16 protein-coding genes and 3 tRNA genes are annotated in these 16,437 nt (G+C 65.9%); 8 read left to right on the top strand and 11 right to left on the bottom strand.

What is annotated here, in order from left to right; genetic code table 11:
• The first annotated feature begins 56 nt into the window (after nt 1-56).
• Both JWP54_RS15915 and JWP54_RS15910 read left to right on the top strand, forming a co-directional pair.
• A tRNA-Ile gene (locus JWP54_RS15915) sits at nt 57-130 on the top strand.
• 59 nt (nt 131-189) lie between these two features.
• Nucleotides 190-262: transfer RNA gene (locus JWP54_RS15910), tRNA-Ala, on the top strand.
• 224 nt (nt 263-486) lie between these two features.
• Here the strand turns inward: JWP54_RS15910 and JWP54_RS15905 are convergent.
• Entirely contained in the window at nt 487-1,023 is a 537-nt protein-coding gene (locus JWP54_RS15905; protein WP_297373922.1) for a hypothetical protein, read from the bottom strand.
• A 123-nt stretch (nt 1,024-1,146) separates the two neighbouring features.
• Between JWP54_RS15905 and JWP54_RS15900 the strand changes: the two genes are divergently transcribed.
• A complete protein-coding gene (locus JWP54_RS15900; RefSeq protein WP_297373919.1) occupies nt 1,147-1,686 on the top strand; it encodes a peptidylprolyl isomerase in 540 nt (179 codons plus the stop codon).
• 12 nt (nt 1,687-1,698) lie between these two features.
• On the top strand, nt 1,699-2,547 hold the full coding sequence (locus JWP54_RS15895) for a rhomboid family intramembrane serine protease (protein WP_297373916.1): 849 nt from the start codon (nt 1,699-1,701) through the stop codon (nt 2,545-2,547).
• 152 nt (nt 2,548-2,699) lie between these two features.
• On the opposite strand, the gene JWP54_RS15890 is transcribed toward JWP54_RS15895, so the two are convergent.
• The gene (locus tag JWP54_RS15890; protein ID WP_297373913.1) at nt 2,700-2,942 is read right to left on the bottom strand and encodes a cell division protein CrgA; all 243 of its coding nucleotides are present in this window, start codon (nt 2,940-2,942) and stop codon (nt 2,700-2,702) included.
• 86 nt (nt 2,943-3,028) lie between these two features.
• On the opposite strand from JWP54_RS15890, the gene JWP54_RS15885 reads away from it, so the two are divergent.
• From JWP54_RS15885 to JWP54_RS15875, 3 genes are read left to right on the top strand one after another with little or no spacing between them, the layout of a single operon-like run.
• Nucleotides 3,029-3,829 (top strand): class E sortase, encoded by an 801-nt coding sequence (locus JWP54_RS15885; protein ID WP_297373911.1) that lies wholly within the window; start codon nt 3,029-3,031, stop codon nt 3,827-3,829.
• Between the two features lie 49 nt (nt 3,830-3,878).
• Nucleotides 3,879-4,040, top strand: coding sequence for a hypothetical protein (locus JWP54_RS15880; RefSeq protein ID WP_297373908.1), 162 nt, complete (start codon nt 3,879-3,881; stop codon nt 4,038-4,040).
• Nucleotides 4,037-4,672, top strand: coding sequence for an aminodeoxychorismate/anthranilate synthase component II (locus JWP54_RS15875; RefSeq protein WP_297373905.1), 636 nt, complete (start codon nt 4,037-4,039; stop codon nt 4,670-4,672). The genes JWP54_RS15880 and JWP54_RS15875 overlap by 4 nt, the downstream gene beginning before the upstream one ends.
• A 22-nt stretch (nt 4,673-4,694) precedes the next feature.
• Here the strand turns inward: JWP54_RS15875 and pknB are convergent, their stop codons facing one another.
• From pknB to JWP54_RS15840, 7 genes are all read right to left on the bottom strand, one after another.
• Nucleotides 4,695-6,392: a Stk1 family PASTA domain-containing Ser/Thr kinase gene (gene pknB / locus JWP54_RS15870; protein WP_297373902.1), complete on the bottom strand. Its 1,698-nt coding sequence runs from the start codon at nt 6,390-6,392 to the stop codon at nt 4,695-4,697.
• Nucleotides 6,393-6,481: 89 nt separating this feature from the next.
• Nucleotides 6,482-8,263, bottom strand: coding sequence for a protein kinase (locus tag JWP54_RS15865; protein ID WP_297373899.1), 1,782 nt, complete (start codon nt 8,261-8,263; stop codon nt 6,482-6,484).
• The gene (locus tag JWP54_RS15860) at nt 8,260-9,711 is read right to left on the bottom strand and encodes a penicillin-binding protein 2 (protein WP_297373896.1); all 1,452 of its coding nucleotides are present in this window, start codon (nt 9,709-9,711) and stop codon (nt 8,260-8,262) included. Before JWP54_RS15860 ends, JWP54_RS15865 begins: the two co-directional genes overlap by 4 nt.
• Nucleotides 9,712-11,112 (bottom strand): FtsW/RodA/SpoVE family cell cycle protein, encoded by a 1,401-nt coding sequence (locus JWP54_RS15855; RefSeq protein ID WP_297373895.1) that lies wholly within the window; start codon nt 11,110-11,112, stop codon nt 9,712-9,714.
• Nucleotides 11,096-12,325 carry a Stp1/IreP family PP2C-type Ser/Thr phosphatase gene (locus JWP54_RS15850; RefSeq protein ID WP_297373892.1) on the bottom strand — a complete coding sequence of 410 codons (1,230 nt, stop codon included), beginning with the start codon at nt 12,323-12,325 and terminating at the stop codon, nt 11,096-11,098. The genes JWP54_RS15855 and JWP54_RS15850 overlap by 17 nt, the downstream gene beginning before the upstream one ends.
• Nucleotides 12,326-12,328: 3 nt before the next feature.
• Nucleotides 12,329-12,922 carry an FHA domain-containing protein gene (locus JWP54_RS15845; protein WP_297373889.1) on the bottom strand — a complete coding sequence of 198 codons (594 nt, stop codon included), beginning with the start codon at nt 12,920-12,922 and terminating at the stop codon, nt 12,329-12,331.
• Nucleotides 12,919-13,665: a DUF3662 and FHA domain-containing protein gene (locus JWP54_RS15840; protein ID WP_297373886.1), complete on the bottom strand. Its 747-nt coding sequence runs from the start codon at nt 13,663-13,665 to the stop codon at nt 12,919-12,921. The genes JWP54_RS15845 and JWP54_RS15840 overlap by 4 nt, the downstream gene beginning before the upstream one ends.
• A gap of 228 nt (nt 13,666-13,893) precedes the next feature.
• On the opposite strand from JWP54_RS15840, the gene JWP54_RS15835 reads away from it, so the two are divergent.
• A tRNA-Leu gene (locus tag JWP54_RS15835) sits at nt 13,894-13,977 on the top strand.
• Between the two features lie 263 nt (nt 13,978-14,240).
• Here JWP54_RS15835 and JWP54_RS15830 read toward each other — a convergent pair.
• On the bottom strand, nt 14,241-16,043 hold the full coding sequence (locus JWP54_RS15830; protein WP_297373883.1) for a hypothetical protein: 1,803 nt from the start codon (nt 16,041-16,043) through the stop codon (nt 14,241-14,243).
• Nucleotides 16,036-16,437 (bottom strand): hypothetical protein (locus JWP54_RS15825; RefSeq protein ID WP_297373879.1); only part of this gene is annotated, 402 nt, incomplete at its 5' end. The genes JWP54_RS15825 and JWP54_RS15830, both read right to left, overlap by 8 nt.

Genomic DNA, 16,437 nt, shown 5'->3' with positions numbered 1-16,437 from the left:
GCGGCCTCGATTGGGACTTTCCGCCGGTTTCCGGTAGTCTCAAATCTGCCCAATAGGGGGATATAGCTCAGTTGGTTAGAGCGCTTCGCTGATAACGAAGAGGTCCCAGGTTCAAATCCCGGTATCCCCACGTATGACTTCATAGCCTTACATCTCCGCCAGATTCCCGCCCCGTGCGAGATCAGGTTCGGGGCCATAGCTCAATTGGTAGAGCGCCTGCTTTGCAAGCAGGAGGTCCGGGGTTCGATTCCCCGTGGCTCCACAATCACCCCACCAGCACCGCACCCCAGCCGAATGTACGGCCGGGGTTTTTTTCTGCCCGCTGCGGCGCCCGCCAGAGCCCCCGTGAGCCGCCGGGAGACCCCGGCCGTCCCGATTATCGCGGGACGGTCGCACATCCGCTCAGAGGCGCCTGGAGCGCCCCGCGAGGCCCGGTACGCAACAAGGCCCCCGCCATAGACGAGGGCCTTGTCGAAAAACTGCGGTTCAGACGTCCGTGGACTTCTCAATCGGCGAGTCAAGGAGCGACTCGTCTTCGGAGACCCACAGTTCGTCGTCGGCGCGGAAGGTCTGCCAGATGGCATAGGCCACGCCAGCGGCGGCAGCGATGCCCACACCGATGGCAACGTACGTTCCCGCTCCCAGCCCCTGCTTCTGCACGACGACCGGCTTCTGGAAGCTAACCCGGTTCAATGCTGCGACGCGGGCTTCCTTGGCGATGTCGCCGACGGACAGAACCGTGCCCAAAGCGGTGCCCAGGCCCGGAAGGACCCGGTCGACAACCTGGTGCCGGACCCCACCGGCGAAATCCGAGGTGGCGTTGACGCCGGGGAGTAGGTAGTGCTCGTATCCCTGGCGAACGCGGGGGACAACTTCTTCGCGAGTAAGCACACCAGCCTGGTGGCCGGCCTCACGTGCAATCTCGTTTGCGCGGTTGAGAACTTCCTGCTGGTGACTCCACAGTTCGTCCGCGCTCTTGCGCAGACGAGTGAGTTCCTTTCGGCGCTTGCGTGACAGGCTCATCTGGACCCTCCATCGATTCGTGTGGTAAACACTCACCATCTTGCCACTGAATAGCCTGTGAGCGCTCTGAATGCCTGACCGGCAGACGGATTCGCCTGATGCCGCTGTGCAAGAATTGTCCCTATGTCTAAGCACACTGCAGTCGCAACGCTCAATACGACCCTCGGTCCGATCAAGGTCAACCTCTTCGGGAATCATGCCCCCAAGACCGTCAAGAACTTTGTCGGTCTCGCGACCGGCGAGATCGAGTGGAAGCACCCGGCCACGGGCAAGACCTCCACCGACCCGCTGTACAATGGCACGGTCTTCCACCGCATCATCAAGGACTTCATGATCCAGGCCGGCGACCCGCTCGGCCAGGGCACCGGCGGCCCCGGCTTCCAGTTCGACGACGAGATCAACCCCGAACTCGACTTCACCTCCCCCTACGTCCTCGCCATGGCCAACGCCGGCATCCAGGGCGGCCGCGGCACCAACGGCTCGCAGTTCTTCATCACCGTTGTGCCGACCACCTGGCTGCAGGGAAAGCACTCCATCTTCGGCGCCGTCGAGGACGAGGCGTCCCGCACGATCGTCGACCAGCTCGCGACCGTGCCCACCGATGGCCGCGACCGTCCGCTGACCGACGTCGTCATCGAGAGCATCACCGTCGAGCAGGTCTAGGACCTTCCGACCATGACCAGCCTGCCCGGAACCGCCGCCAACTTCTGTTATCGGCATCCGGGCAGGCAGAGTTTCATCCTCTGTCAGCGCTGCGGGCGCACCATCTGCCCCGAATGCCAGACCCAGGCAGCGGTCGGGGTCATCTGCCCCGAGTGCATGCGAGAGCAGCGCCAGAGCGCGCCCCGCACCAAATCCGCCGCACGCACCCGGTTCAGCCGGCTGAGCGTGGCCGGCGCCCCCGTCGTCACGACCTCGATCATCGCCCTGACGCTGGTCGTGTTCCTGCTGCAGCTCATCCCGGGGCTCGGAGTCACCGACCGGCTGCTCTACGCCGGCGCCTACTCGTATCCGGGCAGCTTCCAACCCTGGCGCATGATCACCAGCGTGTTCGTGCACTCCACCGGGTTCATCTTCCACGTCCTGCTCAACATGTACACCCTGTGGATCTTCGGTCAGATCCTCGAGCGGATGCTGGGCCGCGGCCGCTTCCTGGCCCTGTACCTGCTCAGCGGATTGGCCGGGTCAGTGGGCGTGCTCTTCCTCGCCTCACCGCTGACCCCGGTCGTCGGGGCATCCGGCGCGATCTTCGGCCTGATGGGCGCGTTCCTCGTCATCCAGCGCAAACTCGGCGGCAATGCCACCCAGCTGCTGGTCCTGGTGGCCATCAACCTGGTGATCGGGTTCCTGCCGAACGTCAACATCGCCTGGCAGGCGCACGTGGGCGGACTCGTCGGCGGCGCGGTGATCGGCCTGATCTTCGTGCAGACCCGGTCCCGCACCAACCGGGTGCTGCAGCTGGGCCTGCTGGGCGCGTTCGCCGCCCTGCTCGTGGCCCTCAGCCTCACCAAGCTGTTCGGCTGAGCCGGGCGGGCGGTGTTTCCACAGGGGTTGTCCACAGCCGGTGGAGAAGTTATCCACAGGAGTTTCCACATTGGGGATAATTACACCGCTGTAATTGACTACCCGAACGGGTGGTTAATCGGCGAGCAACGGACGGTGGACGGTGAGGGTGGTCAGCGCCAGCGCGTGGTCATCAGGAAGCCGATGAAGGCGATCCCGAACCCGACGAGGATGTTGAAGGACCCGAAGCTCGCAACCGGCAGGGCGCCCTGGCTGACGTAGAAGACGATGATCCAGGCCAGTCCGATGAGCATAAAGCCGAACATCACCGGCTTGAACCAGACGGCGTTGGGGGCGTCCTCGCCAGAGCGGGCCTCCGGGCGGGCGGGCTTGGTTCGGGGATTTGTGCGTGCCATGCCTGAGATTCTAGCGTCACCGCCTGCACACAGCTCCCGAACCCTCCCGGCGGAACGCCATCCGCAGCCCGATTAGAATCGACTGCATGACCGAGCCGGCCTTGCCCGATGTTCCGGCCCAGCGTGGGCGGCGGGCCCAGCGAGCACCGAAGGCCACAGTGCGGCCCAGGGTGAGCGTTGTCGGAGTGCTCGGCGAGCTGTTGATCACGGGCGGCGTCCTGGTCCTCCTGTTCCTGGCCTGGCAGTTGTGGTGGAACGACGCTGTCATGGCCGCCGCGCAGTCCAGGGCAGCCGAATCGATCGCCCAAGGCTGGACCGAAGGCGTGCCCCCGGACCTGGAACCGGCCCCGGCAACCGAGGAAGGCTACGGCGACCCCATCGTGGCCGAAGCGCCGGGCAACGCGGGCGCTTTCGCGGTGCTGTACGTGCCGCGCTTCGGTGCGGACTACCACCGCACGATCGCGCAGGGCACCGGGACCGATGTGCTCAACAGCGCAGCCCTGGGCATCGGCCACTACCCCAGCACCCAGATGCCCGGGGAAGTGGGCAACTTCGCCATCGCCTCACACCGCAGCGCCAACGGCGGCGGCATGCACGCCATCAACGAGCTACAGCTGAACGACGCGATCTACGTGCAGACCGCGGACGGCTACTACACGTACCGGTTCCGGGACTTCGAGTACGTGCCACCGAGCACCATCGAAGCCATTGCACCGGTGCCGCACGATCCGGAGGCGACCGCCGTGGACCGCCTGATCACCCTGACAACCTGCAACCCGCTTCTCTCGACGGCGGAACGGATCATCGCATACGGTGTATTCGAGACCTGGCAGCCGACCTCCGCCGGGCCACCGGCCGAGCTGGCCGCCATGATGCCCGCCGCCTGAGCCCGCGCAGACACCAACCCGACCAGACAGAAAGACCGAGGACCACACCATGTATGCAGTCATCTGGCGCTTGTTGCCCGGACCTGCCTGGGTGCGCGTGCTACTCGTGCTGATTCTGGTGGCCGCTGTGCTCCATTCCCTCGCCACCTGGATATTCCCCTGGGTGAATACGATCGTTGACAACCAGGAAGTGACGGTGGGCGCCCCATGACCCGCATTCTCGTGATCGACAACTACGACAGCTTCGTCTACACCCTCAACGGCTACCTCCGAGAGTTGGGAGCCGAGACCGAGGTCCTGCGCAACGACGCTTTTCCCGCCGCCGCGATGGCCGAGCGGCTGGCCGAGTTCGACGGTGTGCTGGTTTCGCCTGGTCCAGGCAAGCCGGCCGACGCGGGGCTGTCCATCCCCGCAGTGGAAGTCGCGCTGGCCACGAACCTGCCCCTGTTCGGCGTGTGTCTGGGTCACCAGGCGATCGCCGAGGCTTTCGGCGCCACGGTGACCAACGCCGAGGAACTCATGCACGGCAAGACCTCCCAGATCACCCACGACGGTAGTGAGCTCTATGCGGGGGTTCCGCAGCCGTTCACGGCCACCAGGTACCACTCCCTGGCCGTGGTGGACGGCACAGTTCCCAGTGACCTCGTCGTGACCTCCCGCACCGCCGGCGGAGTCATCATGGGTTTGCGGCATGTCTCCGCGCCGATCCTCGGCGTGCAGTTCCACCCGGAGTCGGTGCTCACCGAGGGCGGTTACCTGATGGTGGCGAACTGGTTGGCGCTGGCCGGCCTGCCAGAGGCTCAAGAGACGGCCAAGCACCTCACTCCGATGCTCAAGGGCTGACCCCGCCTCGTCCCGTGTGGCGCTAGCCGGCGCAGTAGGTGAGGGTGACCTCGGACTTCTGCGGCACGTCGCCGGGCGCCAGGGACTGCTTGATGATCGGCGAGCCGGTCAGCTGGTCGCAGGTGTAGTCGGCGACCGGGGTGGGCTCCAGTTGCAGGTCCGTGGTCATCAGCAGCTGGTTCGCCGCCGTCAGCGACTGGCCGACCACGTTGGGCATCGTGACGAGGCCGGTGGAGACCGTGAAGTCCACGGTTGATCCCAGGGGAGTCTGGCTGTGCGGCTCCGGCACGGTGTCGATGACGATGCCCTCGGGCACATCCGGTGAGTTCTGCGTGGTGACGGACCCCGAGATGAATTCGCGCTCGGTGAGGAACGGCTCCGCGGCGGAGAACGGCTGGTTGGTGGTGTCCGGCATCTCCACGAGCTCAGCGCCGGTGGATACGTAGACCTTTACGACGTTGCCCGGAGCGGCGATGGTGCCGGATGGCGGATCGGTGCGGATCACTTCGTCCTTGGCCACGGTGGGGCTGGATTCTTCCGCCTTCGTGGCGGCGAGGTCCAGCTCGAGCAGGGTGTCCTGCGCATCGTCGTAGCTCGTGCCGGTGAGCACCGGAACCCGCCTGGACGTGTCCGGCAGCTCGTCGCTCGGGCTCAGGCTCAGCGCCCAGAACATCACCGCGATCACGATGACGACGACACTGACGATGCCCGCCCAGATCCAGATCACCGGGGGGCGCCGCTGGGTGCGGTCCATGGTCTGGTCCTCGGCAAGTTGCTTGAGGGCGAGCTCGGACGTGGACGCGACCTCTGGCGGTGCTCCGAAGAGGCCGCCGGCGATGTCGTCGGCCGGGCGGCGCACCGGGATGTGGCCGGCGCCGGCGGTTTCCACGTCGCCCCGGAACTCGACGGCGCTCTGGTAGCGGTCGAAGCGGTCCTTGGCCAGGGCATGCAGGACAACGGTGTCCAGTGCCGGCGAGACCTTGGGGTTGATCGAACTCGGTTTGACCGGCGCTTCGCTGACGTGCTGGTATGCGACCGCCACGGGCGTGTCGCCGCGGAACGGCGGCCGGCCGGTGAGCATTTCGAAGAGCACGACACCGCTGGAGTACAGGTCGGTGCGCGCATCCACGGATTCGCCCTTGGCCTGCTCGGGCGAGAAATAGGAGGCGGTGCCCAGGATTGCGGTGGTCTGCGCGACGGTGGTGGCGGAGTCGGAGATGGCGCGGGCGATGCCAAAGTCCATAACCTTGACCTGGCCGGCCTTGGTGATCATGATGTTGCCGGGCTTGATATCACGGTGCACGACACCGGCGCGGTGCGAGTACTCGAGGGCGGTCAGGACTCCGTCGATGATGCGGACGGCCTCGGTCGTCTCGATCGGGCCTTCCTTGATGATGTCCTTGAGCAGGCGCCCGTCGACGAACTCCATGATGATGAACGGAATCTGGGTTTCGGTGCCGTCGTCTTCGGTGATGGTCTCTTCGCCGGCGTCGAAGACCCTGACGATGGTCGGGTGCGCCATGCGCGCGGCGGCCTGGGCCTCCTGCCGGAACCGGGTGCGGAACGCGGGGTCCGCCGCCAGCGACGACTTGAGGAGCTTGATGGCCACAGTGCGGCCCAGACGCGAGTCGGTGCCGATGTGCACGTCGGACATGCCGCCGCGTCCGATTGACGCGCCGACGCGGTATCGACCAGCAAGCAGTCGGCCCTCATCAGTCAATGCAAATCTCCCTGTTCGCGGACACTGTTGGTAATTTTACTCAAGAGACCATCGTCGGCCGGCCGCCTCGCGGTCTGGCCGACGGTGGACTAGCCGGCCGGTGCCGGTGTGGCCGCCGGTGCCTTGGCCGTCGCGGTCGGGGTGGGAACCGGCGTCGGCTCCTCCTCGGCCTCGACAACCACCGAGGTGGCGGGCGAGTACCCGGAGGAGACGTCACCGCAGAAGTACTGGTACTTCACCGTGAAGTCGCCCTCGCCGGCCGTGACCGTGGCCGTGGTGGTGTCGGCGCCGGTGGGCGCGGGAGACACGGCGCCGTTGCCGTCGGCGAGAAGCTCGTACCCGGACAGCTCCTGGCCGGTGGGGCAGGCCTGCGCCGGCCAGGAGACGGTCACGGTGCCGGCGGGCTCGACCGTGGCAGGGTCGGCGGTCGGCGCGCTCGACGGCGTGGCGGGCAGGGCCAGGGCGCCGTACACGCTGACCGTGATGGTGGTGCCCTTCGCGACCGACCCGGTGGGGTTGACCTCGTAGACGCGATCGATCTGGTCCTCGGTCTCGGCGGCGCGCTGATCGTTGACGACGTTCGCACTGAGTTCGAGTTCGGCGAGCTTGTCGCGCGCCTCCCCGCTGGTGCGTCCGAGGAACTCGTCGCGGTTGATCCGCACGGTCGTCGCCGTGGGGGTCGGCGTCGGTGTCGGGGTCGACTCGGTGACCGGCGGTGCCGGAGTCTGCGACGTCGGGGCCGGGTCCGGGGTGGTCGTCTGTTCGGTGAGGATCATGAAGACCGTGCCGCCGAGGACGAGGGCGAGGATGGAAATGAGCGCGACCAGCGGCCAGGTCCAGGGGCTGCGCTTCTTCTTCTTCGTCGCGGGGCTGGCCGCGGCCGCCGCGGCTGCAGCCTCGGCACGGGTGCCCGGCTGGGCGGCCGTTGCGGCTGCTGCCGACGGCATCAGCCTGGTGGTCTGGTCCGACCCGGCGCCCGGCATCAGCTGGGTGGCCGCGGTCGGGGTGATCCCGGCCATCACGGCCGGCACGGATGCAGCTGCCGCCGCCACATCGCCGCGGCGGAGCGCGATGGACGCCCGGGCCAGGTGGGCCGCGGACGCGGGCCGCTCGGCCGGGTTCTTGGCCAGGCAGGAGATCACCAGGTTGCGCACCGGCTCCGACACGGTGTCGGGCAGGGGCGGCGGCTGTTCGTTGATCTGCGCCATGGCGATGGCCACTTGCGACTCGCCCGTGAACGGGCGGCGGCCGGCCAGGCTTTCGTACGCGACGATGCCGAGGGAATAGATGTCGGTGGTCGGTGAGGCCGATCGACCGCTGGCCTGTTCCGGCGAGAGGTACTGCACCGTTCCCATGACCTGACCGGTCGCGGTGAGCGGAACCTGGTCGGCGATGCGGGCGATACCGAAGTCGGTGATCTTGACCCGGCCCTCCGGCGTGATCAGCAGGTTGCCCGGCTTGATGTCACGGTGCACCAGGCCGGCGGCGTGCGCGGCGTGCAGCGCGGCGGCGGTCTGCGCGACGATGTCGAGGACCTTGTCGGCGGGCAGCGTGTGCTCGCGCTCGAGGATCGTGGAGAGCGCCTCACCGGGCACCAGTTCCATGACCAGGAAGGCGCTGCCGTCTTCCTCGCCGTAGTCGAACACGTTGGCGATGCCCTCGTGGTTGACCAGGGCGGCGTGCCGGGCCTCAGCGCGGAAGCGCTCGAGGAAGCCGGGGTCGCCGAGGTATTCGTCCTTGAGGATCTTGATGGCAACCGTGCGACCGATTACGAGGTCGATGGACTGCCACACCTCGCCCATACCGCCGATGGCGATGCGGGATTGCAGCTCGTAACGTCCCCCGAAGGTGAGCCCTGCTGTGGGTCTCATTTATTCAGCACCGCCTCTAGTACCTGTTTCGCTATCGGTGCGGCAAGCAAGTTGCCGTACCCCGTCTGACCGAGTCCCCCGCCATCTTCGATGAGAACGGTAATCGCGTATTGCGGGTCATCCGCGGGGGCGAATCCGGTGAACCACAAGGTGTATGGGTCATCGTCGCCGTTTTCCGCAGTCCCCGTTTTTCCCGCCACGTCGACTCCGTCTATTCTTGCATTGCTCGCGGCACCCTCCCTGACCCCGTTGGTCATCATCTGGGTCATCGTGGCGGCGGTTTCGGCGCTGAGCACGCGGTCGGCGGCGACGGGTTCGAAGGTTTGCAGGGGACTGAGGTCCGGTGCCAGGATCTGGTCCACCAGGTTGGGTTTCATTTCAATCCCTCCGTTGGCGATCGTGGCCGACACCAGGGCCATCTGCAGCGGGGTGGCACGCACGCTGGTCTGGCCGAAGGCCGACAGGGCCGTCTGCGCGGCGTCAGGGTCCGCCGGGTAGCTGCTGGCCGTGACCGACAGCGGAATGCTGAATTCGGAGTTGAACCCGAACTTCTCGGCCATCTCGCGGATGGCGTCGTCGCCGAGTTGCACCCCCAGTTCGGCCATCGGGATGTTGCAGGAGAGCAGCAGGGCGGTGGCGATGGTGGTCGTCTCGCCCGAGCCGCAGGTGCCGCCGCCGGAGTTGGTGACGATGGAACTCGAATTGGGCAGCTGGTAGGTGGCCGGGTTGGGGAAGGTGCTCTCCGGCGTGAACTGACCCGACTCGAGGGCCGCGGCGACCACGACGAGCTTGAAGACCGAGCCGGGCGGGTTGAGCGAGTTGATCGCCCGGTTGATCAGCGGGTCGCCGGGGGCGTTGACCAGGGCGTCGTAGGTGCCGTTGACCGCGGCGCTGTCATGTACGGCGAGGGTGTTGGGGTCGTAGCTTTCCTTGGAGACCATCGCGAGGACCCGGCCGGTGGCCGGTTCGGTGACGACCACGGAGCCGCTGTACTCGCCAAGGGCATCCCAGGCGGCCTGCTGCGCGACGGGGTCGATGGTGGTCTCCACCGCTGCGCCCTTGGGGTCCTGGCCGGTGACCAGGCTGGACACCTGGTCGAAGAACTGCGCGTTCGAGGTTCCGCTGAGTTCGCCGTTGAGCGCCTGCTCGAGCCCGGTGGGGGCGCCGTTGACGGGGATGAAACCGGTGATCGGGGCGTACAGCAGTCCGTTGCTGTAGGTGCGCTGAAACTTGTAGTTGTCGTCGACCGGCACGGACTGGGCGATCGGCTGGCCGCCGGCGAGAATGGCGCCGCGTTCGACGGAGTAGCTGTCCAGCAGGGTGCGGGTGTTGCGGTCATCCGCGGCCAGGTTGTCGGACTGGAAAACCTGAACGATCGACGTGGAGCACAGCAGGGCCACGAACATGAGCAGCACCACGACGCTGACGCGCTTGAGTTCACGATTCATCTAGACCACCAGCCGAGGTTGGTTGCGGACGGTGTCGGACAGGCGCAACAGCAGCCCGACGATGATCCAGTTGGCGACCAGGGAGGAGCCGCCGGCGGCCAGGAACGGGGTGGTGAGGCCGGTGAGCGGGATCACGCGGGTGACGCCGCCGATGACGATGAAGCACTGCAGCGCCACGACGAAGGACAGGCCGACGCCCAGGAGCTTGCCGAAGTCGTCCTGGCCGGCGAAGCCGATGCGGAAACCGCGGGCGACGAAGAGCAGGTACAGCGCCAGGATGGCGAACAGGCCGGCCAGGCCGAGTTCTTCGCCGAGGCTGGCGATGATGTAGTCGCTCTGCGGGACCGGGGTGAGCTCCGGGCGGCCCTGGCCGAGGCCGGTGCCGATCAGCCCGCCCTTGGCGAGCCCGAAGAGTCCCTGCACCAGCTGGTAGCTGCCGCCGTCGGCTTCGTACACGGCCGGGTTCAGCGCATCCAGCCAGTTGGTGAACCGGCCGTTGACGTAATCGAGGGTCTGGCTGGCGATCAGGGCTCCGCCGAGGAACAGCGACATGCCCATCAGCACCCAGCTGAGCCGGGCTGTGGCCAGGTAGAGCATGACCAGGAACAGGCCGAAGTACAGCAGGGCGGTGCCCAGGTCACGTTGGAAGATGATGACCGACATCGACAGGGCCCAGACCACGAGGATCGGGCCGAGGTCGCGCAGGCGCGGGAATCGCATCCCCAAGAACTTCCTGCCCACCATCGAGAGGCTGTCGCGGTTGCGCACCAGGTAGCCGGCGAAGAACACGGCTAGCGCGATCTTCGCGATCTCGCCCGGCTGGAAGGTGGCGAAGTCGCCGAAGCCGATCCAGACCCTGGCGCCGCTGACCTCGCGGCCGAGACCCGGTACCAGCGGCAGCAACAGCAGCGCCACACCGACGAACCCGGCCACGTAGGTGTACCGGAACAGCACCCGGTGGTTGCGGATGATGAGGATCACGGCGATGGCGCAGGCGATAGCCAGGCCGCTCCACACCGTCTGGCGCACGGCCGCGCTGGCCCAGCCGCTCTCGTTGTTGGCGATGTCGATGCGGTAGATCATGGCGATGCCGATGCCATTGAGCAGTGTGGCGATCGGCAGCAGGAACGGGTCGGCCTCGCGGGCGACGATCCGCAGCACGAAATGCAGGGCGAAGACCAGGCCGGACAGGCTCGCGCCGAGCAGCACCAGGGTGGTGTCGATCAGGCCAAGGGCGCCCAACTGCACCAGCACGACGGCACCCAGGTTGACGCCGCAGGCGATGGTGAGCAGGAACAGCTCGAGGTTGCGCAGCTTCTGCGGCAGGTGCAGCCGACGGATCTTGCCGGTCTTCGGGGCAGCCTCACGGGCGTCCACGGCCGGGTTACTCTGCCGGGGCATTGCTCAACCGGTCCACGATGAGTTCGGCGTCCTTGAGGGACGATGCGCTGATGGTGCGCTCCACCTGCTGGCGGTCGTAGACCCGCAGCTGGTTCAGTTCCAGGTCGGTGTCTTCGTAGACGCTGGAAAGCTTGATCGGGCCCAGGTCTTGCTGGATGCCCTGGTAGATGGCGACGGTGCTGCCCTCCACGCCGACGTAGTAGCGACTCTGGGTCCACTGGTAACCCAGCACGGCGGCGCCGACGATGGCCAGGACCAGCAGCACGATCCCGGCGAGCCAGGTGATCTTGCGCCGCAGGGCACGCCGGGCGTCCTCTTCGATGAGCTCGGAGAGGTAGTCCTGCGAGTCGGGCTCGAAGTGCGTTTCCCGCACCGGGTGCAGCCGCAGGGACGGGATGCGCGGCGCTCGGGTACGTACCGGCTCCTCGCCGAAAGCCAGCGGGGCGGAGGCCGAGCCGACCACGGTAGGTTCGCCCTGGCGTTCCGCGTCTTCATCGATGTCGACGATGACGATGGTGACGTTGTCGGGGGCGCCGCCGTCCAGACTCTCCTTGATCAATCGGTCGGCGACGGCCTGGGCGTCGAGCGGGGCCTTCAGAGCATTGGCGATGCCGGTGTTCGACACCACCCCGCTGAGCCCGTCGGAGCAGATCAGCCAGCGGTCGCCGGCGCGGGTCGCGAGGATCGACGTGTCGATCTCGGGGGACGACTCGACGTCGCCGAGCACCCGCATCAGCACCGAGCGACGCGGGTGCACCATGGCCTCTGCCTCGGTGATCCGGCCGCTGTCGACCAGCCGTTGCACGAAGGTGTGGTCGGTGGTGATCTGGGAGAGTTCGCCGTCGCGGAGCAGGTAGATGCGGGAGTCACCGATGTGGGCGATGGCGACCTGGTCGTCGAGCACCACGAGCGCGCTGACCGTGGTGCCCATGCCGGTGAGTTCGGCGTGCTCGAAGACCGTCTCGGCCAGCTGCGAGTTCGCGGCGATGAGGGCGGCCTGCAGCGCGAATTCCGCGTCCTGCGGCGACTGGTAGGCCTGGTCGGCCTCCATGATGCGCTTTGTGGCGATGGCGGAGGCGACGTCTCCGCCGGCGTGCCCGCCCATGCCGTCGGCCACGACGAACAGGGAGTGCCCGGCGTACCCGGAGTCCTGATTGTTGGATCGAATCTTGCCAACGTTGGACGCGGCTGCGCTGTGACTAACCGTTGCCATGCACTACCGCCGGAGCTCGAAGCTGGTCGCGCCGATTTTTACGGTGGTGTTCAGCGGCACCGAGGTGGGCACCGCCACGCGCTTGCCGTTCAGGAAGGTGCCGTTGGTGGAATCCAGGTCCTGCAGCATCCAGTCGTCATGCCAGAGCATCAGACGGGCGTGGTGGGTGGAGGTGTAGTCGTCACGGATGACCAGGCTTGAATCGCTCGAACGGCCGATGGTGACCGGTTCCGAGCCGAGCGGGAACTCGGTGCCGGCCTTGGGTCCTGAGGTGATGACGAGCCGGGTGGCCGTCCGGGTGGTGGCCTTCTCCGGTCCAGACGGCACCGCGGGGGCCTTCTGCTGGGAGAACTGCTCGGTCGGCGCGGAGGCGGAGGCGCTCGGCGGCTGCGCGAACGGCGCGGCGGCCGCTACGGGCGCGGGCGGCGGGGAGGCGAAGGGGACGCCGGCCGCTGGCGGGGCATCCGTGGCGAGCTTGCGCACCCGGTGGCCGAACAGGTCGCTGCGCAGGGCGTAGACGATGCCGAAAATGAACAGCCACAGCATCAACAGGAACGCCAGGCGCAGCACCAACAGGGTTAATTCACTGGGATTCATTCGTTCGGCCCCCAAAAACCGCCCATATCGTGCCGTTGGGTGGCGTCATCGACCCGCCGGGCTTCGGCCTGGTCGGCGCCGGCTTGCGCGACAACGCGGAAAACTATGCGGGTGCGGCCGATGGTGATGACCGAGTCGGGTTCGAGGATGGCCTGCTTCACCGGGGCGCCGTTGAGCTGGGAGCCGTTGGTGGAGCCGAGGTCGCGCACCTGCGCCCGGGCGCCGTCCCAGATGATCTCGACGTGGCGGCGCGACGTGCCGGTGTCATCGATGGTGATGTCGGCATCCGAGCCGCGGCCGACGACGGTGCGGGACTTGACGAGTTGATGGCGCTGCCCGTTGATGTCCACGACCGGGGTCCAGGCGACGGTGCCCTTGACCGAGGTGGAATCGATTTGCACCATTCCCTCGCTGAGGGTGTCGTCTTCGGCGAAGGCGATCGTCACGGCGCCGGTGAACTGATAGCCCTGCGAGGCGGCGTGCTGCTGCACGAGCTGGCTGAGCTCGTCGACGAGGGCCGGGCCGAGGTCTCGCATGCGGCGGTAGTCGGCGTCGGCCAGGCGCACGGTGAACCGGTTGGGCGCGAGGATGCGGTCGCGGGACACGACGGCGGCTTTGGTGTCGAGCTCACGACGCAGCGCCGAGGTGATTTCCACCGGCTGCACGCCCGACTTGAAGGTCTTGGCGAAAGCGCCGTTTACGGCGCGCTCAAGACCTTTCTCAAAGCTATCCAGTATGCCCACAGGTCTCCCGATCCGGTCCGTTTGGCTATGTGCATGTTACTTGCCCCACGTGTTAACTCACCCAATGGGCGGGTCGGGGCACGGGAAGTCATCCTACGGGGGTAGTTCCGTTGGACCACCAACGGGGGTGGCCGAACCGGGCATCGCCGGGTGTTCCGAGCGCGAGGCGGACGCCGGATCGGCTCGAATGGCGTTCGGGGCCCGCGGAATGCTAGGATTTCAAAGTTCGCGCGAGTGGCGGAATTGGCAGACGCGCTGGCTTCAGGTGCCAGTGTTCGAAAGGACGTGGGGGTTCAAGTCCCCCCTCGCGCACAGGGGGTCAATTGCAAAATAGGAAGTATCTATTTGCAAAACCCAAAGCGAACAAGAAAGGCCCCCGGGAAACCGGGGGCCTTTCGTCATTCTTAGCGTTTCGAGCAACTTGCACCCGCTCGAAGACAGTTGTTCGTCTTTTACGCGCGGCTTCACCGTGCACTGGGCAGAGAAATGGCGCCTCAGTCGGTCGAAACTTCAGGTTCCGAGCGCGACGAAGCGCCTTGTGATGCAGGTAAGTGAATTTGGTGACTCGGCGTCAACTACTTCTTGCCCGGTGGGTCCTTCTTCCTTGCGGCCAGCCGGTCTTCCTCTTTGTTCTTGGCAGCGAAGTTGTCCCAAGGTGCGATTCGAGTGTTGTTCTCTCGTCGCTTCTTCCGTGCCGCTAACTGGGCGGCGTCTCGGTCATCGCGGGAGACAGAAGTATTGGCCGTCATCTCGTCTCGGAAGTTCTGGAGCTTCCGCAGATTTCCAGTCACCACGAGCATGGCGATCATTAGGAACTGCGCTGTGGAGCCGCGCATCCTGCGTCGTTCTGCGATGTGGATGCCTTCGTGGGCGCCGTCCTTTAAGAACCCGTTGACTCCTTCGATGGTGTTCCGGTCGTGGTTGTACATCGTGGACCACTCGTCGGAGCCGTACTGGATGTCTTGCGCGAGCTTTGCGCCCGCCTCGATCGGGACTGTCACGGAGGTGGCGTTCGTGCAGACCTTATCGCGCTTGTTTTCTTCGGGCGGGTCGAAGATGGGAGTGCGGGCGTCATCGCTGGGACCGCACCCGCCGTTGACTAGCGGGCAGTTGGCGGTTGCGCCGGGACCGCGTGCGGGACACATCATCGCAATGCTGCCCTTCGCGTCAGGCTTGGACTTGGGTCGCAGCATGTACTGACGCCGTTCGACGATCAGTTGACGCCAGTGCTTCTTGTCGATCCGGCCAGCTCGCTCGTCGATTGTCGCGGTGATGAGGCGCTCGGGCATCGAGGGGCAGTACAAGGCTCCTTCTACTTGGATGGCGCCGGCGTATCCGTCTTTCGCTCCGAGTTGGTCCTCTCTGTAGTCGGTGTAGATCTTGTAGCCGAGACGGCGAGCAGGGAGTTGGTAGTCGTCCGGATGCGCACTGGCTGCATAGCCGCGGTCACCGGTGAGACGACCAATGGGGTGGCCTCGTCCAGCGACACCGACGACGATGTCCTTTGCTGCTTCGATGAGAGCCCTGCCGGGGACTGTCATGGCGATGCCTGCCACGAGGAGAGGAAATCCGGGCAGAGTGTTTGGGTCGTGGTTGGTCTGAACGGCAATTGTCACGTCCCAGCCAAACACCGCCTTCTTGACCTTCCTCGGATCAGTCGGTGTGTTGTGCCGGCTGTCGCGGGTGTACCAGCCGGCATCATGCTCGACGGCGTGGAATTTCTTGCCCCACGGGGCGCCGCGCTTTCCGAAGGCGGGCACAACAGTTGCGTCGATGCATAGGTCGCCTTCCCAGTTCTGACGGAACTCGGCTGGGACAAGCTGCAATGTTGCCTCAACGAGTTGATTGCACACCCAGTTCAGACGCGCCTGCTTGGCGCTGGCACCGGTCTCCTCACGGTGACGAAGAGTTAGTTCAATTTCTTCGGGAGTTGGGAACTCGCGTCGGTGCCCGGGTTTCGGGTCGATGGCGTCGAGAGCGCGGTGAAGCGCGCGCCAAAGCGGCCAGAACCAGGCATTCGCGTCGCGTTGATGACCCCAGAGTCCAAGGTGGCGAAGAGACGTGTTGCTGAGTCGCTCGCCCGCGATGACCGCCATCTCTTTTACGAACAGGGAGCTGTGCTCGGTGCTCAGTAGGAGCAATAGGGCCAGGGCGGTGCGAGTGGAGACAAGGCGCGGTCGTCCGCCGGCACCAGTCTTCTTCCGGTCGCTGAGCTGCCAAGCGTCGATTTGGTCTGCGACGCCCGAATCGTCGATGAGCTGGACGACAAATTCCACTTGGCGGTGGCTGATCTGGCTGTGATTACCTGTGAAGCGGCCCACGGGCAACGCCTGCCAGAGGGACTCCATGACTTCGGGGCTCGCCGGCGTCTCAGACATCGCGGAAGTCCCGTCGGAACATCGCGGTCAGCCGGTCGCCCGAGGGCAAAGGGACATATTCAGCGAGGCGTTCGAAGGTGGAGAACGACTTCACACCGGCAGCGGCCATGAGGGCGAATGGCTCGGTCCCACCTTTTAAGTGTTCTACGAGCCACGTAGACCGCAGACGCTCAACCGTGAACTTCTCGGCGCCCTTCGACGCATTCGTCAGAAAAATGGTGACGTAGTGCGTCGGATGAATGGGACGGAAATCCTTCACGAAGAGATGGTTGGGACTGCCCCCGGTTTGGTTGACTCCTGACCTGTGGAGATTCGTCTTCGCTGGAAAGATGTCATCATGCCCAAGCCCTACCCACCCGAGTTCCGCCGCGATGTTGTCGCGGTCGCCCGGAAG

The sequence above is a fragment of the Cryobacterium sp. genome, from assembly GCF_025463825.1.
Taxonomy (GTDB): Bacteria; Actinomycetota; Actinomycetes; order Actinomycetales; family Microbacteriaceae; genus Cryobacterium.
Note: the sequence above shows the minus strand (reverse complement) of the source record. Positions and strands in the feature narration are given on the sequence as shown.